The sequence below is a fragment of the Pseudobutyrivibrio sp. JW11 genome (assembly GCF_900115355.1).
Taxonomy (GTDB): Bacteria; Bacillota; Clostridia; order Lachnospirales; family Lachnospiraceae; genus Pseudobutyrivibrio; species Pseudobutyrivibrio ruminis.
In genome coordinates, this window is sequence record NZ_FOWB01000007.1 from 1 (window position 1) to 26,930 (window position 26,930).

At 35.0% G+C, this 26,930-nt stretch carries 26 protein-coding genes and 1 pseudogene; 1 reads left to right on the forward strand and 26 read right to left on the reverse strand.

Annotation, left to right across the window (positions count from 1 at the left end):
* Positions 1 to 60 precede the first annotated feature (60 nt).
* The 3 genes from tnpC to BM102_RS07910 all read right to left on the reverse strand — a co-directional run bounded on the left by tnpC (position 61) and on the right by BM102_RS07910 (position 2,667).
* Complete coding sequence (tnpC, locus tag BM102_RS07900) at positions 61 to 1,665, reverse strand: IS66 family transposase (protein ID WP_090478522.1); 1,605 nt, start codon at positions 1,663 to 1,665, stop codon at positions 61 to 63.
* Between the two features lie 269 nt (positions 1,666 to 1,934).
* Positions 1,935 to 2,297, reverse strand: a complete 363-nt coding sequence (gene tnpB, locus BM102_RS07905; protein ID WP_072919712.1) for an IS66 family insertion sequence element accessory protein TnpB — start codon at positions 2,295 to 2,297, stop codon at positions 1,935 to 1,937.
* Positions 2,287 to 2,667: a hypothetical protein gene (locus BM102_RS07910; protein WP_090478519.1), complete on the reverse strand. Its 381-nt coding sequence runs from the start codon at positions 2,665 to 2,667 to the stop codon at positions 2,287 to 2,289. The genes tnpB and BM102_RS07910 overlap by 11 nt, the downstream gene beginning before the upstream one ends.
* A 260-nt stretch (positions 2,668 to 2,927) precedes the next feature.
* On the opposite strand from BM102_RS07910, the pseudogene BM102_RS07915 reads away from it, so the two are divergent.
* Positions 2,928 to 3,221 (forward strand): annotated as a pseudogene (locus BM102_RS07915) (IS3 family transposase); the annotation flags it as partial.
* A 384-nt stretch (positions 3,222 to 3,605) separates the two neighbouring features.
* Here BM102_RS07915 and BM102_RS07920 read toward each other — a convergent pair.
* The 23 genes from BM102_RS07920 to BM102_RS08030 form a co-directional block, all read right to left on the reverse strand.
* Positions 3,606 to 4,862, reverse strand: a complete 1,257-nt coding sequence (locus tag BM102_RS07920; RefSeq protein ID WP_090480676.1) for a hypothetical protein — start codon at positions 4,860 to 4,862, stop codon at positions 3,606 to 3,608.
* Positions 4,859 to 5,644, reverse strand: a complete 786-nt coding sequence (locus BM102_RS07925; protein WP_090480679.1) for a class I SAM-dependent methyltransferase — start codon at positions 5,642 to 5,644, stop codon at positions 4,859 to 4,861. Before BM102_RS07925 ends, BM102_RS07920 begins: the two co-directional genes overlap by 4 nt.
* A 30-nt stretch (positions 5,645 to 5,674) precedes the next feature.
* Positions 5,675 to 6,313, reverse strand: a complete 639-nt coding sequence (locus tag BM102_RS07930) for an NTP transferase domain-containing protein (protein WP_090480682.1) — start codon at positions 6,311 to 6,313, stop codon at positions 5,675 to 5,677.
* A gap of 240 nt (positions 6,314 to 6,553) precedes the next feature.
* A complete protein-coding gene (locus BM102_RS07935; protein ID WP_090480685.1) occupies positions 6,554 to 6,793 on the reverse strand; it encodes a nucleotidyltransferase family protein in 240 nt (79 codons plus the stop codon).
* A 144-nt stretch (positions 6,794 to 6,937) separates the two neighbouring features.
* Positions 6,938 to 7,441: a GtrA family protein gene (locus BM102_RS07940; protein WP_090480688.1), complete on the reverse strand. Its 504-nt coding sequence runs from the start codon at positions 7,439 to 7,441 to the stop codon at positions 6,938 to 6,940.
* Positions 7,442 to 7,466: 25 nt separating this feature from the next.
* The gene (gene rfbG / locus BM102_RS07945) at positions 7,467 to 8,564 is read right to left on the reverse strand and encodes a CDP-glucose 4,6-dehydratase (protein ID WP_242942917.1); all 1,098 of its coding nucleotides are present in this window, start codon (positions 8,562 to 8,564) and stop codon (positions 7,467 to 7,469) included.
* 228 nt (positions 8,565 to 8,792) lie between these two features.
* Positions 8,793 to 9,638: a type II toxin-antitoxin system PemK/MazF family toxin gene (locus tag BM102_RS07950; RefSeq protein ID WP_177194934.1), complete on the reverse strand. Its 846-nt coding sequence runs from the start codon at positions 9,636 to 9,638 to the stop codon at positions 8,793 to 8,795.
* A gap of 116 nt (positions 9,639 to 9,754) precedes the next feature.
* Entirely contained in the window at positions 9,755 to 10,684 is a 930-nt protein-coding gene (locus BM102_RS07955; RefSeq protein ID WP_090480699.1) for a glycosyltransferase family 2 protein, read from the reverse strand.
* A 13-nt stretch (positions 10,685 to 10,697) separates the two neighbouring features.
* Positions 10,698 to 11,585, reverse strand: coding sequence for an NAD-dependent epimerase/dehydratase family protein (locus tag BM102_RS07960; RefSeq protein ID WP_090480702.1), 888 nt, complete (start codon positions 11,583 to 11,585; stop codon positions 10,698 to 10,700).
* Positions 11,586 to 11,587: 2 nt separating this feature from the next.
* Positions 11,588 to 13,378, reverse strand: coding sequence for a thiamine pyrophosphate-binding protein (locus BM102_RS07965; RefSeq protein WP_090480705.1), 1,791 nt, complete (start codon positions 13,376 to 13,378; stop codon positions 11,588 to 11,590).
* 14 nt (positions 13,379 to 13,392) lie between these two features.
* Positions 13,393 to 14,433 carry a 4-hydroxy-2-oxovalerate aldolase gene (gene dmpG / locus BM102_RS07970; protein WP_090480708.1) on the reverse strand — a complete coding sequence of 347 codons (1,041 nt, stop codon included), beginning with the start codon at positions 14,431 to 14,433 and terminating at the stop codon, positions 13,393 to 13,395.
* A complete protein-coding gene (locus tag BM102_RS07975) occupies positions 14,426 to 15,310 on the reverse strand; it encodes an acetaldehyde dehydrogenase (acetylating) (RefSeq protein ID WP_090480711.1) in 885 nt (294 codons plus the stop codon). The genes dmpG and BM102_RS07975 overlap by 8 nt, the downstream gene beginning before the upstream one ends.
* Positions 15,311 to 15,321: 11 nt before the next feature.
* Positions 15,322 to 16,680 carry a lipopolysaccharide biosynthesis protein RfbH gene (gene rfbH, locus BM102_RS07980; protein ID WP_090480713.1) on the reverse strand — a complete coding sequence of 453 codons (1,359 nt, stop codon included), beginning with the start codon at positions 16,678 to 16,680 and terminating at the stop codon, positions 15,322 to 15,324.
* 31 nt (positions 16,681 to 16,711) lie between these two features.
* Positions 16,712 to 17,494: a glucose-1-phosphate cytidylyltransferase gene (gene rfbF, locus BM102_RS07985; RefSeq protein WP_090480716.1), complete on the reverse strand. Its 783-nt coding sequence runs from the start codon at positions 17,492 to 17,494 to the stop codon at positions 16,712 to 16,714.
* A 25-nt stretch (positions 17,495 to 17,519) separates the two neighbouring features.
* Entirely contained in the window at positions 17,520 to 18,716 is a 1,197-nt protein-coding gene (locus tag BM102_RS07990; RefSeq protein WP_143085472.1) for a hypothetical protein, read from the reverse strand.
* A gap of 397 nt (positions 18,717 to 19,113) precedes the next feature.
* Positions 19,114 to 19,383 carry a hypothetical protein gene (locus BM102_RS07995; protein ID WP_090480722.1) on the reverse strand — a complete coding sequence of 90 codons (270 nt, stop codon included), beginning with the start codon at positions 19,381 to 19,383 and terminating at the stop codon, positions 19,114 to 19,116.
* 14 nt (positions 19,384 to 19,397) lie between these two features.
* Entirely contained in the window at positions 19,398 to 21,011 is a 1,614-nt protein-coding gene (locus BM102_RS08000; RefSeq protein WP_090480725.1) for a glucosyltransferase domain-containing protein, read from the reverse strand.
* Between the two features lie 124 nt (positions 21,012 to 21,135).
* A complete protein-coding gene (locus tag BM102_RS08005) occupies positions 21,136 to 22,515 on the reverse strand; it encodes a glycosyltransferase family 61 protein (protein WP_090480727.1) in 1,380 nt (459 codons plus the stop codon).
* A gap of 2 nt (positions 22,516 to 22,517) precedes the next feature.
* Positions 22,518 to 23,243, reverse strand: coding sequence for an ABC transporter ATP-binding protein (locus BM102_RS08010; RefSeq protein WP_090480731.1), 726 nt, complete (start codon positions 23,241 to 23,243; stop codon positions 22,518 to 22,520).
* 2 nt (positions 23,244 to 23,245) lie between these two features.
* Complete coding sequence (locus BM102_RS08015; RefSeq protein WP_090480734.1) at positions 23,246 to 24,025, reverse strand: ABC transporter permease; 780 nt, start codon at positions 24,023 to 24,025, stop codon at positions 23,246 to 23,248.
* Between the two features lie 13 nt (positions 24,026 to 24,038).
* The gene (locus BM102_RS08020) at positions 24,039 to 24,578 is read right to left on the reverse strand and encodes a GNAT family N-acetyltransferase (RefSeq protein ID WP_090480738.1); all 540 of its coding nucleotides are present in this window, start codon (positions 24,576 to 24,578) and stop codon (positions 24,039 to 24,041) included.
* Positions 24,575 to 25,840: a glycosyltransferase family 61 protein gene (locus tag BM102_RS08025; protein WP_143085473.1), complete on the reverse strand. Its 1,266-nt coding sequence runs from the start codon at positions 25,838 to 25,840 to the stop codon at positions 24,575 to 24,577. The genes BM102_RS08020 and BM102_RS08025 overlap by 4 nt, the downstream gene beginning before the upstream one ends.
* Positions 25,833 to 26,930: a DegT/DnrJ/EryC1/StrS family aminotransferase gene (locus BM102_RS08030; protein WP_090480743.1), complete on the reverse strand. Its 1,098-nt coding sequence runs from the start codon at positions 26,928 to 26,930 to the stop codon at positions 25,833 to 25,835. Before BM102_RS08030 ends, BM102_RS08025 begins: the two co-directional genes overlap by 8 nt.

Below are 26,930 nucleotides of genomic sequence, written 5' to 3' on the forward strand. Positions count from 1 at the left end.
TCGTAAACGGTAAACCATCCGTACCTTTCTAAAATTTAGCCGCGCCCGCAGGCGCGACGATTACTTCACTGGTTTTCTACATTCACTTGGAAGTTCATCTGACCAAGGAAGTAGCTTATCCATAAAACTTCTATCTGTATCATCCAGATGCTCTGGAATTACAGTAAGAAGATGTTTGAAATACTCATAAGGTTTTAGGTTATTAGCTTTTGCTGTTTCAGCAATGCTGTAAGCAATGGCGCTAGCTTTTGCTCCAGAGATTGTATCAATCATAACCCAGTTTTTCTTTCCGATGCAGAATCCACGGATTGACTGCTCAGCAGCGTTGTTATCCATAGGAACTTCACCATCTTCAAGAAATACTTTTAGATACTGCTCCTGGTTGATTGAATACTGTAATCCTTTATGAGTTTTACTGTTAGCTAATACACTTGGTTCAACTTTATGAACCCACGCAAAGTAGGCCTCAACCAGAGGCTTGACAGTAAGCTGTCGATGTTCGTATCTTTCGGCTGGAGAAAGGTCACTTAGCTTTTTCTCTTCGCGATAGATAGCTTGAATCATCTTCAAAGCTTTATTCGCTGTACAGGATTTCTGTTTATCCTTCGGTGTAGCCTTTAAGGCTTCATCGAATCGGCGCCTTGCATGCGCCCAACATCCTGCTATTGTCAGGTCGTCACGTTCCTTTTCAATGGAGTGATAAACCTGATAGCCATCTGTCACACAGATGCCTTTGAAATCCTTGAGAAAATCTCTTGGATGATCGGACTTTCTAGTCCGCTGGTAATCATAGATTACTATTGGCTTATCCTTGTACATCTTACCTGTTCGATAAACCCACATGTAACTCTTAGATCCAGCATCTCGACCATCCTTGTTAACTAAGCAAGGAGTTTCATCAGCTTGTATTACATGATAGTCATACAAATGCTCATGAAGATAATCGTAAAAGACTGCTAAGTATCTGTCAGCACACTGGATAACCCAGTTAGCCATCGTTTGACGTGATATGTTAATACCAACTCTGTTGTATTCAGCTTCAATACGATATAGTGGCATCGCATTTACGTATTTAGCATTGAATATACCAGCAACTGTACTGTCAGAGGCCATGCTATTTCTAAGTAGCTGCTTTGGATGATTAGCCTTAATCATTCGTTCTGATTTAGAACCAGAATAAACAGCCACATGGTGCTCCTCAACCGAGACAGAAGCAGGTGTATATTTATACCGCCTATAGATTTCATCAGGAAGACGCTTCCAGGTTTCATCACCAAAGAAGCTCTTAAGTTCTTCCTCAGTCATTTCATGAGGGATTTTTTCAACAGGAAGACCTTTTATATCTTCTTCCTTTTTGCCTTTTGATTTCTTACGAGTGACAGTGATAGTTTCTTCATTGTCATCTTCAAAGCAATCATCTACAAAGGCTTCAGCCTCATTGAAAATGATTTCACCATCTTCGATGGTAAATGATAGTTGGTTTGATTCATCAGATTTCTCAGATGAACGACCAAAGCGCTGACGATTCATATCAGCCATCTGTTCAAGCAGAAGCTGCATCTTGTTATCGATGGATTCAAGTTGCTCCTGCTGATTTAAAAACAGCTGTATTAGCATCGCTTTGTCAAAGTTATTCAGTTGTTCCTCTGTGAATTTAACTGACATAATCGCTCCATTTCTTATGGAACTATTATAGCTGAAATGCAGTGTTTACGCTAATTTTCAGCGTTTTGGCATTCGTCATAATGCCTATGTTTGTAGGCTTCACAGAGCTTATATATGAAAGGCTAGTAACTAGCCATTTCAATTGATTTAATGGTATTTCCAGAGAAAATATGCCCACATATGAGCCTTATTCAAGGCTTTAAACAAGAAGAGAATCGCTTAAAATCAGCGTTTCCTGGGCGCTTAAAAATTCTCTGTTTTATACAAAACTAAACGATTTCTTTAGGCTCTTTGAGTTCTGAAATCGGATGTTTAGCGACTATAGTAAAACCACTCATTAACCTTTGATACTGTTCAGCTGAAATTGCTAGAGCTTCTGACTCAGTCCTAGGCCAGGCAAAAGCACCAACCTCAAGTCTTTTATAAAGAAGGAGAAAGCCATCGCCTTCCCATACAAGGCCTTTTATCTTGGTTGCTTTTCTTCCGCAGAACAAAAACAAGGTATCCTTGTCAAAAGGATCTAGGTTGAATCTTAGCTTTACGAATGATGCCAGTCCATCAATACCTTGGCGAAGATCAGTGTAACCTGTAGCAATGTATATCTTCTTAAAACTGGTAGTGTCATTGAGCATGGCTTATTGCTCCTATCAGTTTTAATAGAAACTCTTCAGAAATATCTTCTGATATTTCTATACGAGCATTGCCACAAATGATTGAAGCTACTCCATACGTTACTGGTTTTGGTTCAGCAATAGCAGGTGGTAGTTCAACAAAAGTCGGTTCACTAATAACCATCTGATTAGATTCATCTATAGACTGAAGCTGACCTGCGAAATAGTCCTGAACTCTACGCATGTGATCATAAAAGGTTGGTGGTTTAATATCGTGAATGGCACACCATTCACGAACTGTCATGTCTTTGGGTCTGGAATTGAAGTCTTTAACTTCTTCAACCCATTGCTGATAACGCATCTGTCTTTTTAAGGCAGCTGAATTATTCATATGAGTATCCTCCTGTATGTTCGGGTTTTATGACTTGTATGAGAACTATATCCATAGTTTCCATACAATCCATAGTTGTTATACAGAATTATCTCAAATCCGAACAAATGGAACGAGGTACTCATGATTTACCGTTTACAAAAACTCTACAGAAGCCCGCCTGTAGAGTTTTCATAACAATATTTGTATTATATAACAATTGGTTTGATTGTGGTAGTATGGATAACCTAATTGTGTCAATGCGAAACATTATTCTTTAAGACAGAGGTGCACATTACAGATGGCCAGGCTGGATTGACCGAACTGAAAAGGCTGGAATAACTCGGTCTATGTCTAAGAAGGGGTGTTCTCCAGACAATGCAGCTTGTGAAGCTTTCTTTGGACGCCTAAAAAACGAAATGTTCTATAATCATTCGTGGATAAAAGTTTCCATTGATAAGTTTATTGATATATTAGATACCTATATAAGATGGTATTCTACTAGTAGGATAAAGTTGTCACTTGGCGCTATAAGCCCGCTTGAATATAGACGTAGTCTTGGATTAATTGCTTAGTCCAAGAAAACGTCCGCACCCTCCCTGGGTCAGTTTTAAGTGTAAATCAACACTACGTCCATAGTTTCCGTACAATCCATAGTTGTTATACAGAATTATCTCAAATCCGAACAAATGGAACAAGGTACTCATGATTTACCGTTTACAAATATACAAAGAGGCTGTGGTTCTATCCTGACCCGAACCGTCTATGCGGTAGGCACCAATCGAACAATCCACAGCATCTATCCCAGCATAGCCCAACCTATAGAAAAGGTAAAGCTTGGCTATGACTATAAAATACGAGGCACCAATGTTTCTAATCTCGTTTGTCATCTTTCTTAAACATGAAATGAATGTATTTTGAACCAATGAAGCTTGCAACACCTGTTACTAAATTAGTACTCATAAAATATTCATCTCCCTAATTATTTTTTTAGATACATTTGGATAGCCTATTGCAATATTTTGTTTGACCCACCTTGTCAATTTACGCTCTCTTGAATCTTCATTTATTACTCTATCAATAAAACTCATAATGTCCTTTTTATTTCTAGCAATATAATGACGTTTTATTGCCTTACGCATAAGCTTAGTAAGCTTATCTTCTGAAAGTTGATCACTATATACAAAACAACCTGGTTTTCCTGTAAATAACCATTCAACTGTAAAACTTCCGCAATCATTCACTATAGCATCGCAGTCTTCATACAAATGCATATAATCACTTTCCGTAGAATACTCTACACCTAATTCTGATAATTCATTTAAATATTTTTCAACTTGGTCACTATCCCATATATTGTTATTTATAAGATTTGTAAACAATAATGGATGTGGTCTAAATACGAAATCTACATTGGAATATAATTTCGGTAATTCCAATATAAAATCACTGTATTTCAAAAAATTGGATAATGGAAGTACCTCTGCATTTACTGTATGGTGAGGACATATCAGTATACGCTTTCGCTCTTTATTACTACATCTATTAACCTTATCCAATTCATCCATCTTCGCGTAGCCGCTCAGATATACGTTTTTCCCTTTAATTATTTGATATTTTTTATAGTCTTGATAAGAAAAACGTGTATCCGAAAAACATTTCCATACAAGATTTAATTCAGGACCAAGTAATCGTCCTAGTGTGGTGTATTGACCTACATCATATCCATAAGAAACATAAACTGGTAAGACATTTCGTGTCGATGCATATTCTATTGAGTGAACTTTATTTACCATGCAGTCATATGGATTTGCAAAATAAACAATATCAAAATCATCCAATAAATCATAATACTTGTCTTTATCTATATCATAGCCATCAACTACATATGACTCTCCATATTTTTCAACGAAATAATTCTTTGTTGCTACATAGGTGTCAACTTCATTCTTCTTACCTCGCAAAACATCTGGAATAATAACAATCTTAGAATCCCAATGTAATGTATCCTCCATCATCAGCTTAAATACACTATCCATTCCATATGAAGAAGCATATACTACATAGGCAGCGAATCTTAACTTTTTTCTTCCAGAACACTTTATATTTTGTTCAACCTTCTTGTAATGTAAAAAAGCTTCCTTTGAAATTTTTTTTATTTTCTTTCTCTCTTCCTTTGTTATCTTGGGATATAAACTGTTATTTTCTTTTTTCATACTTTCTCCCAAACACTCTGTACAAGCTTAAAAGTCACTCCATTACCATATGATTCTCTCAACACTTCCTCATAATTCAATTTGAAGCCAGCATTCTGAATCAGTTTATAATATGTTTCTATATTTCGATAAGCTGCAAAATAACCAGTAACATAATTATATAAATAAATTGTCACTTTTGTATCTAAATCAAAATTTAAGGTATCTCTTAAATACAATTTCCCCCCCACTGGCAAACTTTCAGCCATATTTTCTATAGCATGCTTTGCTCCGTCATCATCTAAATATGCAAACAAAAAAAATGACATTCCAATGTCATATTTCTTTTCAAAAATACAACTTGATGCATCGGCTTGATAAAAATGCAAATTAACAAAACCTTGATTTTCTGCTCGTTTATTAGCAGTCTGAACCATCTTTAGTGAATACTCGTATCCGTCAATCTCTTTCAAATAAGGAGCCAAATATAATTCATTTTCCCCACTACCACAAGCCATACTAAACATTGAACTATTTTTCCCATAACATGGCAACAGTTGACTATCTAGAAACTTCCTTACTCTTTCTTCTATATTCTCATAAACTTCATTTATGGAATAATCAGATACCTCCGACCAAAAATCCTTATATGAAAAATGCTTTCTTATTTTTTTATGTATATTCTCAGATTGAGTAAATATCTGTCCATTTTCATCAATGGCACATCCTATAATCTTGAGGTATTCTAAATATTTCTCCTCTCTCTTTTTTTCTGTAAATAGCTCTTTAATTTGCTTCAACATTATCTCTTCCCCCTAAAATAAAAATCAAAATTATTCCTTATAGCCGCTTCTTACCCAAATAAGAGCATTCTCATAGTCATTCATCGTATCTATCTCTTTTGTCGAAATTTGTAGAACATCAACAGGAAGTAATGGTTCAATCATCATATAAACATGCCAATTCCCTGGAGTTAGTCTATCACTTCTTAATTTTGCCAACCCTGTCCATTCCAAAGTTCCTCTCTCGCGTGAAAATTCTCTCACTTTACCACCTTGTATAGTCATCAATACCGGATTATCTGTAGTCGGGTTACATCCACCTATTACTTCTCCATCATAATTCAGTATTTTTTCAAAATCATCCGGCTTTACGAGCAAATCTCCATCTAAAGCAACCACCCAATCTTTAGAATTAATTAGTCCCTTCGAAAAACTAGCTGCTGTACCTGTAGTTTCGTAATCGTAATTATACAAATATGTTACATCACTTCGATACTTCTCAACAACTTGGATTACCTCTTCGGCTTTATATCCAACAACTATTCGAATATCTTTACAATCCGATAAGAGTTCAAGCTGCCTCACAATCAATGGCATTCCATCAATGTCTATAAGCGCCTTTGGTACACCTGCACCAAATCTCTTACCCATGCCTGCGGCTGAAATAATAATTGTGATATCATCCCTCATAATACATTCTCCTTATTAAATATACCAACTCATTGCCACTCTATCTTATATTTATAGTACCAGAATAAAGATACCTAACCATAAATACCATAGTAATACAATAGTTATAAAATTATTTCCTAATTCAAATCCTTTAATTTCAATAAATTATTAATAAATTTCATATCTCCTATACATTGATTATAAATGCTAATCTGAATCTGAGCCACTAAGGCATGTAACGCTGTTCATCAGAATATTTCATGCAACCAGCTTTCTCTCATGTAATACTTCTCTATAAAAATCACTATCGTCATTTACTTCATGAATTTCAAAAATGTCTATCTCTTTCCGAAAAGCTGCTCTCAAATCTTCGCCCAGAGCATAAACCATGGATAATTTAACCCCCTCACCGCCGATAACCAAAAAATCCAAGTCTCTCTCCTCCGTCGCAATGCCCTTGGCATATGAACCAAATAAATCGACTGAATACCATAGGATTCAGCAATCGGTTTTACTATCTTTTGAATTTCATCTATACTGTATATTTTCATAGTCTGACTCCTCGTAGCCACAGTATATCACAGGCATATGTGAAACTCCATAACAGTATGATTGGGCTGCCGTTTACACCATTCCCATCCCCTACCTCGCCTTAAACGCCCAAAACTTATTAATAAAAAAGTTAACCGGCACACTCACCAGCAAATTAATAATCGGTGCAATGAATTCTGAAACTCCCAACACCTGAACCCACAGTACCATAAGGATTGAATTCAAAAAGAGCCCTGTAAATGAATACGAAATATATGTCTTCACAAGCGCCTTCCAGATGTTTCTGGTCTGACCTTCCTCCATGGTGAACACGAACTTGTTGTTCCAATAAAATGACCACAGCACGCTGAGCACAAATGCTATCACAGTCGCCACAAGGTAATCGAACTTCGGCAACAAGCCACCAGCTTTAAGGGCTATAAGCGTCACACTATACAGAACATACGAAATCACCGTGTTGCTCACGCCAACAATCCCAAACTTAACAAACTGCATCAGCCCCTCATGAACTGATGCAGTGTAATCCTTCTTAAGTAGACGGAAAAATCCGCCAACAATCACTCTTACAATTTTATCTACTATATTCCAAACCATCTTAAGGTTGAATCCTTCCTAATGCTTACTTCAAAAACTCCGCAATTTGCTTATCCATAACAGCAGTCACATCCTCACCATTGAGATATGCAACGGACCACTCTACAATCTTTTCCATTGTAATCTCTACATTCCAACGTGGTTGCCAGCCAAAGGTACTCTTCAGCTTGCTGCAATCCAGCTTAAGGAAATTTGCCTCATGAGGGCCACCATCATGCTTATTTACCCAAGATGCCGAGCCAAGAGAGGTTCCTGCGACAGCAGCATTCCACTTATCACAGAACAACTGTACCAACTCACCTGTAGTCCAACAGTCACTATCGTTTGGACCTACGTTATAGCTGCTAGCATATGATTTATCCTTATACTGTGCTTCTGCTACCATAAGATAAACCATAACGGGTTCGAGAACATGCTCATATGGGCGTGTAGAATATGGATTACGAACTACAATCTCCTGCCCAGCAGACACAGCACGAATACAATCAGGAATGATTCTATCATTAGCAAAATCGCCTCCTCCGATTACATTACCGGCTCTGCAGGTAGAAACCGCTGGTGCATCAATACCATAGTTTGCCTGATAATAATCATCTGTAAAAAATGAATTCTTGTAGCTTGATGTAACAAGCTCTGAGCATGATTTTGAATTTGAATACGGATCAAAACCATTAAGTTCCTCATTCTCTCGATATCCCCATTGCCATTCCTTATTAAAGTAAACTTTATCAGTAGTTACATTAACAAAAGAACGAACACTAGGTGTACGGCGAACTGCCTCACATATATTTACAGTTCCCATCACATTTGTCTCATATGTGTATACTGGGTCCTTGTAAGAATCACGTACGATTGGCTGTGCTGCCATGTGAATTACAATCTCAGGCTTTACCTCGTCAAATACCTTGAGCAGATGTACCAAGTCTCTGATATCACCTTCTACTGAATTCATCTTTGAAGCTAAACCGCACATTTCAAACAACGAAGGCTCTGTAGGTGCGGCTAATGCATATCCTGTCACATCAGCGCCAGCATTAATAAGAGCCTTACACATCCACGATCCTTTGAAACCTGTGTGTCCTGTGATTAACACACTTTTTCCCTTGTAAAAATCTAAACACATAATTTTATTCTCCATTTTATCTTTAACTTTGTGATTACAAATTTATCAATTCTATCTACAATCCGTATAGTGGTAAAATAATAAGTCGCCTACCGTTTAAACTTAAAAACGTAAAAGGCCTCGCATTACTGCGAGGCCCATATCATAAAAATGATAATATAATAATGCCCTATAGGCGTGATTCAAGATAGTACATCTTGTAACTATATTATATAGGCATAGATATCATTAGTCAACAGGTTTGTTTTGCAAATTCGCAGTTTTTCGATGTCCATATAGTTCTCTCAGCTTATCATCAATTTTATCCATAGCATTTGCCGAAAGAGAAATACCATATAAAAAATCAGTAGACTTTTTAGGTGTAAAAATTCTCTGCTTACTTATTGTAGTTATCTGATTCATAACTGCCATACTACCAGTTTTCATTTTTAGTATTTCTTTATCATTACGCTCAATTATCTTAAGTGAATCTCTGAGCTCTGATATCTTCTTAGACATATCGTCACGATTTTGCCTAATTTCAAAAAATTGCTTTTCATTCTCTATACGAACATCTTTAGACGAGTTTTCAATAATATTATAAGCGACATCTATACCTGCTTTAATCTTATTGATTTCTTCGAGTTCCTCTATCGCTCGTTTACGCAGCTGAACTTGAACGGCATTTGCCTTTTCAAATAATTCCGTACCCAAATCAACACATCTTGGATGAACACTTCTTCCCTCTGTAGAAGAAAGCGGAATAACAGTTAATACATCCGCACTATGCTTATTATCATTATCCAACACAACAGCAAAATGCATTCCACCTAATTCCTTACCTATGTTAAATCCAAAATTAACCCTAATAATATTACCTCGCGAATATCTAATAATTTTAGTAGAATCAAATCTATCTTCAAAGTCAACATACATAGAGAAAGACTCCAGCCAATAGGATATTAAGTCAGCCTTCTTTAGCAATTTATCATCGTCGCTATCAATGCATTTTTCCATAAAGGCATTGATTTTTCTAATGGCCGCTTTCTTATGTTGAATAATTTTTTCTTTATCGTTTATGCCTGTATGACTCATATTCTTCCATTCTAAATTTATTTTATTATTGCAATACAACGCCATCTATTCTAATACTAGTTTATAATTACTATCCGAGATTTACAATGACTTTATTATATCTATTCATGCATATATTAAAAATTAATCCTTTCCTCCTCAACAACAAGTGGCCTATTCATAATTCTCTGATTCATACTAAGAATATATTCTCCCATAAAGCCTAGGAATAACAGTTGCAAACTTCCTAGGAAAAACATTCCGATAAGAATAGGAGCTGTACCGGCAACAAATCTATCCCAATAGATTAGTTTTAAAACTAAATATACAATAGCTATTATAAAACTAAATAATGAAACTATTCCTCCAACAAAAGTAGCCAATCTAAGTCCTACCTTTGTGTATGAGGTAAAACTGAGCATAGCTATATCATAAAGCGTAAAAAAGTTATTGTGAGTTTTTCCTGCTCTTCTACGCTGCTGCTCGTATGGTATTTCGGTACGTCTGAAACCAAGTTCAGCCACAATTCCTCTTAAAAATGGCGTTGGGTCTCCTAAGTTTTTCATAACTTCAACAAAGGACTTGTCATATAATCCAAAGCCTGTAAAATGTTCTATCTGCTCTACCTCAGAAAACTTCTTTATCATCTTGTAGTAACAGGTGCGTAAAAATCTAATTACCTTATTTTCCTTTGATGTTGTTTTGATAGCACTGACAATCTTGTACCCTTTTTCCCATTCTGCTATAAGCTTAGGAATCATTTCAACAGGGTCTTGGAAATCTGCACACATCATTATTGTGCAATCGCCATCTGTCTGGGTAATACCATAATATGGAGAATTATTTTGTCCAAAATTCTTTGCGTTAAAGATTGCTTTTATCTTTTTATTCTTTACGCAAAGCCCCCTAATAATATCCCTTGTAGAGTCCTGTGAGTCATTATCTATAAATGTAATATCATAATCATATTGAGGAATCTTTGAAAATTCTTCAATAATGGCCTCACTCAAAGGTTCAACATTTTCCTGCTCATTATATGTGGGAATTAACACACTAATCTTTTTCATGACTCTTTTCCTATCATCTATTGTTTATTATTTTTTGCATACCATCCTCGAAGGATGTAAAATTTATCTCTCCAATTGTATTAATAAGATTGTCAAGGTTTACCTGAAGTCCTAATGGTGTCGAATTCATATTAAACTTAATAAGATTATCTTTACCAAGTAAACTCGCCATCTCATTTATATAACACTTTAATTGTCTTGATTTTTCGTTAGCAACACAATACACTCCGCTTAAATGAGCAACCTTTCCAAGTCTATAGAATATCTCTCCCGCATCTGCTTCATAAAGATAATTCCACATCTGCTCTCCACTTGAGAATGTAGCTACTTCGTTTTTAGCTAAGGTGTTCAAGGCATAATCAATCATTGTATCCTTGTTATCATTGATTCCATAGACACTGAAGATGCGTCCCCATAAATGCTCCATCTCATACTTGTCGCAAAGTTTTCTAGAAAGGTAGTTTGCTGAAAGTTTTGCCATACCATAAGCAATCAATGGGCTACATTTAGTCTCTTCATCAATAACAGCATCTACACGACCGTATTCTGCCTGAGAGCCTGCCCCCACAAATCGATGGCATCCCAATCTATGTGCTAACTCAACAGCATCAAGAGTATATTTGATATTCTTTTCCTGAAGAATCGCATCATCACGCTCCTGCTTGTTTGTATGCGCCCATGCAAAGTGATAGAACACATCATAAGAATTACCATCTCCAGTGACAGTTTCTAGTGTATCTAAATCTGCATAAGCAAGCTTTATTAAGTCAGATTTAGGTAAACGTGAAAGTCGACTGGTGCCCTCTCGCACAATTGCTAAAATCTCATCTCCATGCTCTATAGATTTTTCTATTAAAGCTACACCTATCATACTTGTAGCACCAGTTACGACTATTCTCATTATTATTTATCCTTATTTACTATCATTAATTCTTCCAATTCTTCTTTAGGAAGATAAGGGAACATATCCTCATAGTTTCTAGAAACGAGCGTACCATCTGGGCGTTTCTCAGAAGCTACACGTGGTACAAGTAACTGCCACTCAGGTGTCATAACCTCACATATTACAGGACCATCATAATCAAGAGCCTCTTTAATCTTTTCATCAACCTCATCTACAGAGCTGATTCTGATTCCCTTGATTCCGTACGCTTCAGCTATTTTCATTGCATCTGGGCACCATACACCAGAAGCTGGACTTTCACCGACAAATCTGTCTTCCATAAAGTTCCTCTGTGTATGACGAATTAATAAATATCCATTATTGTTGAAAATAAAAGTCTTAATTGGAAGGTTGTTGTGCTTAATTGTTGCAAACTCCTGGATGTTCATCTGTAAACTTCCATCTCCAGTAATAACGATAGTAGACTTTCTATCGTTTGCAAGACAAGCTCCGATACCAGCAACCCAGTATCCCATTGATGACAAACCACCTGTTGTAAGGTAATTCTGTCCCTTCTTTAACTTCCAAGTCTGACATGCAACGTGGAAGCATGAACCAGTGTCACACATAATTGCTGCATTGCTGTCAGCAATCTTTGAAAGTTCATTTACAAAATAGTATGAGTTAACAGGTTTTTCATCCTTATATTCGGGAAGACATACAGGATAATTTTCCTTTAAAGACTTGCAATAGGCAATCCACTCAGAAAAATCAGGGAGCTGATTATTTGCAAGTTCCTTATCCATCTGCACGAAGAAGTCCTTAGCGTCGGCCTTAACCTTATATTTTACATTAGGACCTGGCTTGTCTAATTCCTTTTGATCTATATCTACAACATAAATATATGCATTCTTTCCAAACTGCTTTGAATCATGACCTACTAAGGATGTAGCAAGTCTACATCCGACTGAGATTATAAGGTCAGCATTCTGGATTGCTATGTTTGCTGAACGCTCACCGTAGTTTCCTGGGCGACCAACATATAAATCGTTATCAGACTCCATAAGGTCTATTCCAAGTCTGGCTGTAATTACAGGGATGCGTGCCTTATTAACATAGTTGTAGAAATCCTCTCTTGCACCAGCAAGAGCTACACCCTGTCCTACAATAAACACTGGTCGTTTCGCATTCTTAAGCAGATTATACGCATGGCTTACTGCCTGCTTTACAGAAATACGAGGCTCAACTTTTGGTTCTGGCTCGTACCTTTCAAGATATTTTAAATCAACCTGAGCACTCTGAATATCAAGAGGCACATCAATCCATACTGGACCTGGTCTGCCAGTTGTTGCCTCATGATATGCTTTTTCAAGATAGTACTCTATCTTTTGTGGATCATCGATTGTAATGAAATACTTAACTGCTGGTTCTGCTAATGGCTTAATATAAATACCTTGAACGCCATACTGTCTAATACCAGTTTGCTCTTGATACTCTACGCATGATAACTTAGACTGACCAGAGATAACAATCATTGGAGATGAGTCTGTATAACCACCAACAACGCCGTTCATGGCATTTACTGCACCTGGACCAGCTGTAACAAGGGTAATCGCTGGCTTGTTCTTAATTCGACCATAAGCATCAGCTGACATAGCTGCACTCTGCTCATGATGTGTGCAGATAATATCGTAATTACCATTTTTACCAATGGCATCATTTAACCACATGGCCTGTCCGCCAGTAACCATAAATGCTGTATCAATGCCTTTTTTTGAGTAATAATCAAATATAAACTCTGAAACGTTCATCTAACAAAACCTCCCTACAATAATGATTCCAACTGTGAACTAACAACATCTGTAGACTGACCACTAAGCTGCTTTGCTACTTCAACAATAACATCTTCCTGACCACCTACGGCTTTTCTACGGCCAACTTCCATAAAGATATCTCTTGCATCTACGCCAAATGTCTCAGCAGCTCTGAGTACCTGAGTTCTAAACGCAGAGAATACTCCAGCCTGGCCGCTGACAATACTAACTGGGTCCTGCCCCATATCTTTAGCCATCAGTGTAGGCATTACATCCTGACTGGCATCAAGCATTCTATAGAAATTAATGCCTGTTTTAGTTCCATTCTTTTCAAGAAGAGCTACTAAATCTTCAAGCTGGCAGTTTCCTGCGCCAGCACCAAATCCACGTAAAGTACCATCAATAATATCTGCTCCCTCTTGAATTGCAATGTAAGCATTAGCAACAGCAATGCCCATATTGTTATGAGGGTGAAAACCTATATGAATATTCAAGCCATCATAAAGTGTTGAAATAACCTTTCTAACACGTTCCATGGTATATGCGCCCGCTGAATCCATAAGGATTACGCCCATAGCACCATAAGACTGCATCTTTTGACACTCTTCAAGCAAACGCTCTGGAGATGCCATATGTGTCATCATGAGAACACCATAGGTTTCTTTACCTTGATTTCTAAGAAACTCTATATGTTCGCGAGTTGTATCTGCCTCTGTACAGTGACAGCCGATTTCAAAAACTTCTACACCGTCTGCAATTGCTGGCTTAAGATTATCCTCGATTGTTCCAAAACCAGGTATCATATATGCCCCCAATTTTGTTTTGTCCAGATTGTTTCTTGCTGTCTGAAGCATTGTTCTTTCATCAATTGCTGCGAGCCCAACCTGAAGAGAGGATGCACCAAGGCCATTGCCATGTCCAACTAAAATTGTATGAACACCACTTCCATCCATAGCCTGGCAGTAATCCTTTATATTCTGAGCACTAAGCTGATGTTTTACTGCGTGATTGCCATCTCTAAGAGTGGAATCAAAAAGCATTAATTTAGCCATTAATTACACCTCCTAGCTTCTTTCTGGCATAGTTTTCTGCTATTTCAATAGCAGCACATGTAATAATATCAAGATTGCCTGAATACTTAGGTAAGTAATCACCTAATCCTACAACCTGTAATGTAGTTGTTACTCTTCCACTTTCAAATGTAGGAGGAAGAACAATCTTATATCCTGGAACATATTTCTTTATCTTCTGCTCCATTTCCATAACAGCTTTTGTAATTGCATCCATATCGGGATTATCAATTAATGCATAAACTGTATTGTGCATAGTAATAGGTGGCTCAGCTGGATTAAGTACAATAATCGCTTTAGTTTTATCAGAGCCTGTAAATTCTGTTAAAGCATCTCGTGTAGTTTGTGTAAACTCATCTATATTGTCTCGAGTTCCTTTACCTGCAGACTTAGATGCAATTGTTGCAACTATCTCGATGTATTTAACATCGGGATGGACCTTGCTTATTGCGTAAGCAATAGGTGTTGTGGCCTGACCACCACATGTGATGAGGTTTACATTATCCTCTTCAAGACATTCCTCTAAATTGATCACAGGAACACACATCTTTCCAACACGTGCAGGTGTTAGATCTATTGCAAACTTCCCTAAATCTTTAAGAATAGGTGCATTCGCCTTGTGTACGTTCGCAGATGTTGCATCAAAAACAATATCACAACAATCAGGATTGTTAATGATAGCATTAATCGAATCAGTAGATGTTGGGATACCCATTTCCTTTGCGAGCTGGATTCCCTTTGAATCTGCGCTACGTCCTGCGAACATACCACACTCCAGTATGTCCGATCTTTTTAATTTCATTAGAATATCAGTACCAATATTACCTGTACCAATAATTGCTACTTTTACTTTATTCATACTACTCTACCTTACTGATTTAATGCCTCTTCAATAACCTGTGCCATGTAATCAATCATAGCATCTGTCATTCCAGGATAAACTCCTACCCAGAATGTGTTATTCATAATAAATTCTGTATTTTCTAGATTTCCTACAACTCTGTAAGCATCTGTGTCTCTAATCTGATCAAAGCAGGGATGCTTGATTAAATTACCTGAGAAAAGAAGTCTTGTCTGAACATTGTGAGCCTCGATGTACTTTGTAACATCATTTCTCTTCACACCGCTCTCTGGCTTAACAGAGATGAGGAAACCGAACCAACTAGGCTCTGAACCTTCTGCAGGTGCTGGAAGGATAATTTTGTCTGCTACTGAGCTGTTCGCAAGTGCATCGTGAAGTCTTGCCCAGTTGTGACGACGTCTCTCGATAAATGATGGGAACTTCTTGAGCTGTTCTACGCCAACTGCAGCCTGAAGGTCTGTAACCTTGAGGTTGTATCCAAAGTGGCTGTATACATACTTGTGATCATAGCCCTGTGGAAGCTGACCATACTGACCATCATATCTATGTCCACAGAAATTATCCTGTCCTGATGGACAAATACAATCACGGCCCCAATCACGATATGACAAAATAAGTCTGTTGAGTTGAGGATTATTTGTATACACACATCCTCCCTCGCCCATTGTCATATGATGTGGTGGGTAGAATGAAGATGTTCCAATATCTCCCCATGTACCTGAGAATCTTGTCTCGCCATTGATTGTGTACTTTGTACCAAGTGCATCACAGTTGTCTTCAACAAGCCAAAGGTTATGCTTGTCACAGAACTCCTTTACTGCCTTAAGGTCGAACGGATTGCCAAGTGTATGCGCAATCATAACAGCTTTTGTTTTTGAGCTAAGTGCTGCCTCAAGCTGTGTAACATCGATATTGTACTGTGGTACTGTTACATCTACAAATACAGGAATAGCTCCATACTGAATCATAGGTGTAACCGTAGTAGGGAATCCTGCTGCAACTGTAATAACCTCATCACCACGCTTAATCTGTCTATCTCCAAGCTCTGGTGCTGTAAGTGTCATGAATGCAATGAGGTTTGCTGATGATCCTGAGTTAACAAGATGTGCAAATTTAACCCCTATCCACTGTGCAAATTCCTTCTCAAACTGATCAGAAAAGCGGCCTGTTGTAAGCCAGAAATCAAGCATAGCATCTGTGAGAGACTGCATTTCTTTCTCATCATACACACGTGATGCATAAGAGATTCTATCTCCCGGCTTGAAGTTTTCCTTAGAGTCCTTAGGCTCTTTAAAATCATGATAATAATCAGCTACAAGTGCTTTTATCTGCTCTCTAGCTTCTTCTTCTGTTTTCCAATTAGACATACCTTTTACCTCTTTTATATACTAAATTCTATTAGTCTTCCCATTTCTTCCATGGTGCCTTGTCTGCAGCCAATAGTTTTTCAAGCATTTCTCTTTCACGAATGTTATCCATGCACTGCCAGAAGCCACGATGCATGTAACTCATAAGTTGGCCTTCATTTGCAAGTGTCTCTAAAGGCTCTTTTTCAAATACTGTAGTGTCATCCTTAATCAAATCAAACACTTCTGGCTGAAGCACCATATAACCAGCATTGATTGGTGCGCCATCAGAAAGCTTCTTTTCGCGGAATGACTTTACTGCATTATCACCACCAATATCAAGAACACCTTTTGACTGATCCTGAAGTACTGCAGTAAGTGTTGCTAGCTTGCCATGGTTCTGATGGAATTCAATAAGCTTGTTAATATCAACATCGCATACACCATCACCATAAGTCATAAGAAATGGCTCATCTCCAACATACTTTTGGATTCTCTTGATACGACCACCCGTCATAGTATTAAGCCCAGTATCTACTACAGTAACCTTCCATGGTTCCATGTGTGTCTCATGAATAGTCATTTCCGACTTACCATTTGTGTAATCAAATGTAATATCACTATTATGAATGAAATAATCAGCAAACCATTCCTTAATAAAATGCTGCTTATATCCTGCACAAATTATAAATTCATTATGTCCATAATACGAGTATTCCTTCATAATATGCCAAAGAATTGGTTTGTTTCCAATCTCTATCATTGGCTTTGGTCTAAACTGAGACTCTTCTGAAATTCGACTTCCAAAGCCACCTGCTAATAATACAACCTTCATTTTCTTTCCCTTCTGTTCTTAATTACTATTTAGGTTCAAACAACATATAATTAAATATATGTTTTTCCCCATTAGCATCAATATAATCAACACTAATATGAGAAGAATCATAAAACTCAGCCAAGCCCTCTCTATCTACACTTGTCCAATAACAAATAGCATCGCTCAGCTCGGTCTCCTGAACAACAAACGAATGATTATGGTTCATTATAAAATCTTCAAGTTCTATCCAAGATGATGGAGAATGATTAACATCATCCCATTGTATGCTTTTTATTTTGGGTGATAAGATTTGATGATAAGCACTAGTACTTCCAAACATATAGCAATCATCCACTGGCAAACTTTTTTCAAAATTTGTTAAATAATTATATGTATTATTCATATCCCAATACGTTTGTGCGCATCTCAATCCTGTTGGCAAAATATATATAATTCCACACAAAAACAGTATGGATAATAATCCTACAATATAACTACACTTACTATAATTATTTACTAATTCCTTTTCATACGCCTCATCAAACTTTATTGCTGCTACCAATATCGCTACAATAAATTCAGACATTATTAAATTTGTCCAGGCAGCTCTGTTATAAAAGTAAACAAATAGCATTATTCCCATCGCCGAAAACATCGCCAATATAGAATTTGATTGTAGCCCCATTACTTTATAATACAATTCATTACCTAATATAAAGCAATAAAACATTAAACAAAGAATCCAAATAATATTCGAATAGCTCGGTTGAAGTGGTAGTATATCCACTTGTAACAATGGATATACAAATGTTTTTATTGACATCCATCTTCCGCCCAATACAACTATATTTAAACAAGATGTTATAAAATATGATGCAAAAAATTCTCCAATTGCTAATGATAGAACACTTATGAATATTTCTACAACGCTTTCCTTAAAGGAAAAAAATAAGTAAATTAGCAAACTCAACGCGTAAACTATTCCCATATCCGTATTCCAAATTATAAATATAACGCCTAGGAAATAGAAAATAACACATCTTGTGATTTTTTTCACTTTGTCCGTCAAAAGAATAGCTAATAGCACTACGCCTAACGATACGTGTCTGTGAGGTATCCCCTGAGGATATAAACCTCCACTTGATTCAACTATATAAAACAATATTACACTAACTATGACAAAGAAACTCACATTATAATTTCTTATTGTTTTTTTAATCCAATAAAACAGGCTAAACAATATAAATATCATCTCCACCGATTGAGTGAATTGTACAGTATATATATTTAACCCAAGCAATTTAAAAAATGGTAGATAAATCAACGCATAATGACCATAATAAGATAATGCATCTGTACTATATGGAATCCCATTATATATCTGTACAACATTATTATAGTATGCCTGAAAATTATAACTATCGAGTAAGCAAGCCGGTCTATATAACAATAAAGAGATTATAATAGCAAATACTATATATATACTTGTGTTTATTTTCCATATATTATTCTTAATGAATTCATTTATACAAGCAAATCGTTTAGATAGATAAATATATATACAAGTAAAAACTATAGATAAGCTAACCGTTAATGTATTAATACCTACATCTGTTTTGAAATACATTGTTTCTGAATTATAATGCAAAAAAAATATCAGCGCCCCAAAAACTATCGTATATACGTACCCCCCCCCACGAGGTCAAGAGCATTTTGTCGAGATTTCGGCTATCAATAATAGAATTATACCCTAGTTTTCTTGTTGATTTAGAGTATTTATCGCCATAAATAACTATTAAATAGAATAAAGTAGATACCCCTACTCCTATGACAAACTGCATAGTATTTGACATTGCTGTATTTTTTAAAACAAGTAATACTATAATTACACTAAATCCATATAGCATGTTGTTCTCCCCTTCTAATATATATCACTTAACTTCACATAAATTTTGCCATCTATGTTAATTATTGAATCATCATAAGGATAAACGGCCATTTCGTTAATCTTCTCAATATTTTCATATATTTGATCCTTATCATCAACAAAAGTTATTGCAATTGAGTAATTATTATTAAAAAATGCTTGTAGAATGCCACTAGCATATATTTCTCCTGCACCACCTCCTAGTCCATAACCATATGTATAAAATGAATTCTCCATCGATTGCAAGACACCCTCTGTTTTCAAAAAGTCATATGGCGCATCTCCTACTATTATTATTTCGGTCTCTTGATTATATCCGTCAGTAGATTGTATTCTTTCAGCCAATGCTGGTAGTTTTGCTTCATATTCTTTATTAATTAATACAAACTCTTGATAAACTGTGTTTTCTTCTTTAACCCAATTAATATATATTAATAATGTGATACATATAATAAATATTTTAAAGTATTTTAACACATATTTTAATACAGAGTTATCAGCGACCCGATCTTGATTGTCATTTATCTTATCAATTAGCACTAACGGAATAATAGTTGTTATTCCAAAAGCACAAATAGTTATGTAATAATAACTCGTATTTTGGGACAAAACTCCAATAAAATTTGCACACAAAGGCACACCTACAATTACATATACTAGTAATACTACAGATTTAATGATATTATTTTTCCGTTTCAGTATATCTGATTCATAAATACTTTCTTTTACCTGTATTACCGCAATAAACAACAATGAAAAAATTAATATTATACCTAAAATAGATTTTTTACCTGATAGTATTCCCAATGAATTCTGAGTAAAATAAATTATATAATTCTTATATGCCACTTTTATTGAATTCACCAAAACATTAAACGATAATATGCTTCCCATATCATCTATGCCTTTATAACTACTAAGTACAATACCTTTAACATGTACTATTATTCGCAATATAATGTAATATAGAATTGTTGCAAATGCAGCTGAACATATATAGACAATCGTCTTATTTATTATTTTTCTAATTGCTATCTTTTGGTCAACTAAATCAATTAAAACATTCATCAATAACAATGTTAAAGCAACGCTAATGTTTGCCTGATATGCCCCCACAGACAATGTTAATACTGCTATACCTGCAATAATAGCTATTACATTTCCACTAATAATAAAAAAAACTGATATTACAGCTAGCAAGAACGATCCACCAAAATAATCACCTGCATGGTAAATCAATGCTGTACCTACTGATGGAAAACAAGCCACACATAATGCAATAATTTTCTGAATCAAACTATTTTTAACATTTAATATCTCAATAATAAAAACAGCAGACAAAGCATAACAGGCTATCCCTATCAAACCAGAAACAAATGGCACATCATATTGTCCGTCAACTGACATAAGAGGAGTTACAAACCATTTCCCTTGGGTTATGAGCCAAGAACCATCACTTCCTGTGAGTATAATTGAATCATGGTTATGTAAACCCTCAGCAATTATCACTAAATGAACAATTAATCCTACAATAAAACAAACTATAAAATTAATAGAAGGTTTTTTCTGTCTAAAAATCTGTTTATGATCCATTGTTATATTTTTCATAATACTATTAAATCATCTCCGTTATTATTAATATAAACTAAAAACTCTTTAATACTAGTTATAGATTTATTCACTATAATCATTTGATACGAGGATACGTATGAGAATTCTTTCTATTTTCGACCTAATTATTTAATCCATTTTCATTACTAGATTCTCCAAACACTTTTTTTAACTCTTCAACATCTACCTTATATTCATCCATAGCTATATATGCTTCTTTTTTTGTAATCTCAGCATTTATAGCAACATACTCTAGTCCTAGCAAATATGCCATGCTAGAATATAAATAAAATTTAAAATCATCCGGCATTATACAAAATATTTTTGTACCAGGTTGACAAAAAATCATATTCGCCATTGCCGCCCCCGTCGAAGCGACAATTAATTTTGACGATGCAAAAAGAACAGACTGTTCTTCAACAGTTAGCTTTTCTGGATATACAACCTCATATTTATTATTAATAAAATAATCTACTACTTCCTTCTCATTTATCAATCGTGAATTCGAAGTATCTCTTCTTGAAATAATAATTTTTTTATATGACGAAACCGTTTCGTCCTGAAACCTAAGTCTGTCTCTTAATTTTATAAGAAGCCATTTAGAAACAATATAGTCTTCAATATCAAAGTAGTCTCTGCTTTTCAAATTGCCTGGCATAAAAGTTGTATCCGAAGCGTAAATCATCGATGCAACCCTGTAATGCGTATTTTTTTCTAACCATATGATAGGATGATTATAAATATTACACTTGTCCAAAATCATCTTAAGATTAGAATTATTCTTTACTACCTTATCTACTAATATAGGTAAATGTCGATATTCCTCTACCTCGTCTGCCAACACCAGTTTAGAGAGACTTTCAATCATAAAATGATAATAATTATTATTGCCTGCTTTTATTAAACTAATAACTTTATCTTCTATTATCTTTTCTTCTCTTTTATAAATTATCGCACATTTACGATTGTTGAATATTAAATCTCCATATGCTAAATCCACCTTATCTATTAGCGACGATTCTATATCTGTATATAAAATATTACCTGTACTAATAATATTCGTTTCACCGACTACAAGTGCATTATCTATTTCTACTAAACATAACTCTGGGACATTCATAATACATTCTGTCCCATCTCTTTCTGTATTAAAATGTGGAGGAACATATACCGTTGTTTGTTCTTCCCTCCTACATATTATTCTTTTTCCTGCCCGCGACACCTTCTCTATATCGAGAATACTGATTCCTAATACTTCATTATCTATCAACCCTTTTTGTATATTTAATATAACTAGACAATACATTCTTAAAATCTTAGGTATAAGAGCTTGTATTAAAAACATTATTTTACTTATAAATATTTTACAAATACATATTACTTTATGTCTGCATCCAGTACCTCTACATATTATCTTTTTATCATCAACCTCTCTGTTCTTATAGCATTGTATCTTACTATTAAAATATTTAACAATTACTTTTAATATTATTTTCTCCATATCTAACTCATAAATTCTTTATACTTTGGGAGTATATCTTCAGTTTTTCCGTACGCTTTCATATTTCCTTCATGAATCCATAACACTTCATCGCATAAATCCTCAATAGTGTTTAGATTGTGCGATACTATTACAACAGTATGATTATCATCTTCTATCAATTTTTTCATTTCGTTATAACTTTTTCGTGCAAAATGCTCGTCGCCAACTGCTAGAACTTCATCAATTAAAATAATATCAGTGTCTAACTGTGTATAAACTGAAAATGCCAATTTCGAATACATACCGCTTGAATACGACGATACCGGATAATCAATAAACTCTCCTATTTCAGAAAACTCAATTATTGTAGGCATTCTTCTTTCTATTTCTTCCTTTGAAAAGCCCAAAAGCAATCCAGATAAAATAATATTTTCTCTACCTGTGAGTCTATCATTAAAACCAACGCCTATAGAAATAAGGCTTACTTTATTTCCATGTAAATCAATACTTCCCTTATCCACACCAAAAATATTGCAAATAGCTCTCAAAAGCGTTGATTTTCCGCTTCCATTTTTTCCTACAATACCTACTATCTTTCCTTTTTTTACCGAAAACGTAATATCCTTAAGCGCATTTATTTTTTTTGAACTACTTAATCCATTATTCAATATACTCTTTATTGACTTTCCTTGCTGAACTCTATATGAAACAGATATATCATTTACCTCTATAACAGTCTTATCCATTTTTATATCCTTTTTACATAATCATTTTCATTTCTATTAATTAACGATATGGCAATTATTGATGTTATAACACCAATAACCAACCACGCAATTAGCTTATTCAAATCAGGAATCGTACCATACAATAACGAATTCCTGAATGCATCAATAAAAAAAGCAGGTCCATTAAATGTTAAAAGTAACTCGGAAAAAGGTGTTGGGATCATAGTTCTAACATCATAGAATATGCCAGAAAAATACATCCAAACTGTCATTATAATTCGCATAGCGTATCCCAAATCCTCTATATATACACCAAAATTAAGTAAAATTAGGCCAAATCCAAATGTATTGATAACAAGAACTACCAGCGTAGGTACTATCCATATCATGTTAATAGAGAAATTAACCCTAAAAATCAGCATTAATACGATAGTTAATCCAAAACTTATCAAAAATTTAAACCCTTCAACAAACATCTTCACTATTAATAATATATATTTTGGGAAATATACTTTACTTACTAATGTTTCGTTTTGTTTTATCATTGTCACACTTGAACTAGATACAGTATTAAAAAACCCCCATATTAAGTTTCCTATAAATATAAAAACAGGAAAGTATGAAATACTATTATTAAAAAGCCATCCAAATATGATTGCATATACCACCATGATTCCTAGAGGTTCCAAAATCCACCATACCCAATTTAAGTACGATCCAGATACTTCAGCCTTTAAATTCGCTTTAGCCGCAGCAATCATATATACTCTGTATTTTATAATATTCTTAAAGAAATCCACTGTTAATCCACCTTTACTTTACGCCAACATTTTCTCGACTAATTTTAAACCAAAGTAATTTTGTTTCTCTACTGTATTCTTTGTATTTATCAATCATTTCACTAGTAGGTTCGATTTCAATATAATCATTCTTTCTATAAAACTTTACTGCTCTCTTATTTACCTCTGACACACACCAATATATATCATTTATGCCTAAATCTTTATTGTTCAATCCAATTTCTATTATTTTTTTCATTCCCCATATTCCATACCCTTTTCCCATAGCATCTTTTCGAATAGTAATCGCAAACTCAGCATTTTTGCTATCTCTATCTATATCTTTAAGACTTACTGTCCCCATATATTCATCGCAATCATTTACAATTGCTAAATGTAAATTGCAACATTTTTTATAATCATTACACTGATTAACCGCATAGTCAATAAACTGTCTGCAATCCTCTATCGTCTTATTCTTAAAATCTGCTGCCAAATCTTTTGTAACATCTTCATCGTGCATCCACTCTAACATACGGTATGCGTCATTTTGTTTTAATAATCTAATTTTCATGTTCTTTCTTCTTCACCCATAAGTTTTTCTAATAGCTTTATATATTGTCTACATTTTTTCAAATTTACTTTGCATGACTCCGCGCTGAACGCAAAACTGCTATTTACTACATCTGCATCAAAAAATAGGACCTTACAGCCTATCATATGTGCCATTGATGAATAAATATAAAAATTATATTTTCGAGGAATAAAACAACCTATTACAGCATCAGATTTGCAATATATTACATTTGTTAAAGCGGCTCCAGATGCTCCCACAATACATGATGCTTCTGCAAATAATCTCACTTGGTCAGCATAGCTAACTTTTTCTAAACAAATTATTTCATATCCATATTCAACAAATAAAGCTGCCACATCTTCCTCATTTTCCAATCGAGAAAAACCGCTATTTCTTCTAGAAATGAATATTTTCCTTCTTTTATTCTTATCAGTAGCCTCTATATGTATATTATTTCTTACGTTATACACTGCCGATTTAGAAATTATATTATCACTAATACAAAAATATAAATTGCTCTTTACATTAAATGGCATCCAAGTATTTACAGACGGATATATTACTTTATTGCAAAAAAGTCTTTCACCAAAATCGATAAACTCTATCTTTTGCTCACCTAATATTCTTTTTATTAATGAACAATACTGTGGATATTTTTCCGCATCTTTGTCCAGCAAAACCACATATTCTTCATTTTTGATATTGTCTTGTATATATTTAAATCTTGACAATAGTTCTATTGTCAAATGATAATAATTACTAGCAGCTAAACCACTTAAATTTACAACTGTATTTTTTATACTTCTTATATCTTTCGACACCTCAATATAAAAGTCATTTCTATCAGCTTTCAAAATAGGTCCAGCTATATAATCCACTCTATCATCTTTGTAATTATCACAAACATCAGTAAGAGCATACTCATCAGCCATCATTACAGCTGAACCACCTATTACTACCACATCTTTTAATTTGCATATATATATTTCAGGTGAATCACAATAATGTTCTTCTCCCTTAATATCAGGATAATAATCTGCCTTATAAACCATTCGTTTTTGTGGTTCTTCTATATTCTTAATCCAATAATCTTTTAGATAACAATACTCCTTTACGGAAAGCGGTTTTAATCTAAGTAGCTTATCTCCATGACTCAGAGCGCGAAACCGTATATATGCATATTCTAAAAATGGAATGCGTCTAACTAATCTATATATCAATACAATAATGTAGTTAATAGTCCGTTTTAGTTTATTCAAAGTTGTTCACCATATCGATAACATACTCAATCTGTTCATCGGACATTCCATAAAACATTGGAAGACTTAACTGTGTTGCACTGATTTCCTCAGCAATAGGGAAATCACCTTCTTTAAATCCTAAATCCTTGTAGCACTCCTGTAAATGCATTGGGATAGGATAATGCTTGTTTGTTCCAATTCCATTATCATTAAGGAACTTCTCAAGTTCATCTCTACGTGAGCATCTGATACCAAAGATGTGCCATACAGGATTAGCGTATTCTGGAACGTATGGAAGAATTACATTTGGATTTGTAATTCCTTCCAAATATTTTTTAGCAATTCTTCTTCTCTCCTCATTCATTCTAGTAAGATGAGGGAGCTTTGCTGCGAGGAATGCAGCCTGCATTTCATCTAATCTAGAATTGTTTCCCTTGTAGATATGGTGATATTTGTAATCTGATCCGTAGTTACCTAATGCACGTACTTTCTCAGCTAACTCCTTATTCGAAGTTACTGTTGCACCTGCATCACCAAGCGCACCGAGGTTCTTGCCTGGGTAAAAACTAAATCCTGCAGCATCGCCAAATGAACCAATGACCTTTCCATTATAGGTTGCACCATGTGCCTGTGCGCAATCCTCAACTACAAATAAGTTATGCTTCTTTGCAATCTCCATAATTGGGTCCATATCACATGGCTGTCCATATAGGTGAACTGGCATTATAGCCTTTGTCTTGCTTGTAATAGCAGCTTCAATCAAACTTGGATTAATGTTAAATGTCTTAATATCAGGCTCAACAAATACTACCTGTGCTCCAACATAAGTTACCGCAAGAGCTGTTGCAATGTATGTGTTAGAAGGAACAATTACCTCGTCTCCTTCGCCAATGCCAAGTGCTTTTAATGCCAGCATTAGTGCATCAAGTCCATTACCTACACCAATGCAATATTCAGAATCGCAGAATTCTGCAAAAGCTTTTTCAAAAGCTTCATCCTCTTTTCCTTCAATATACCAACTTCTGTTATATACTCGCTCAAAAGCTCCTCTTAATTCCTTATCTAATTCTTTCTCCATTGGGAGAAAACTTACAAATGGAATATTCAT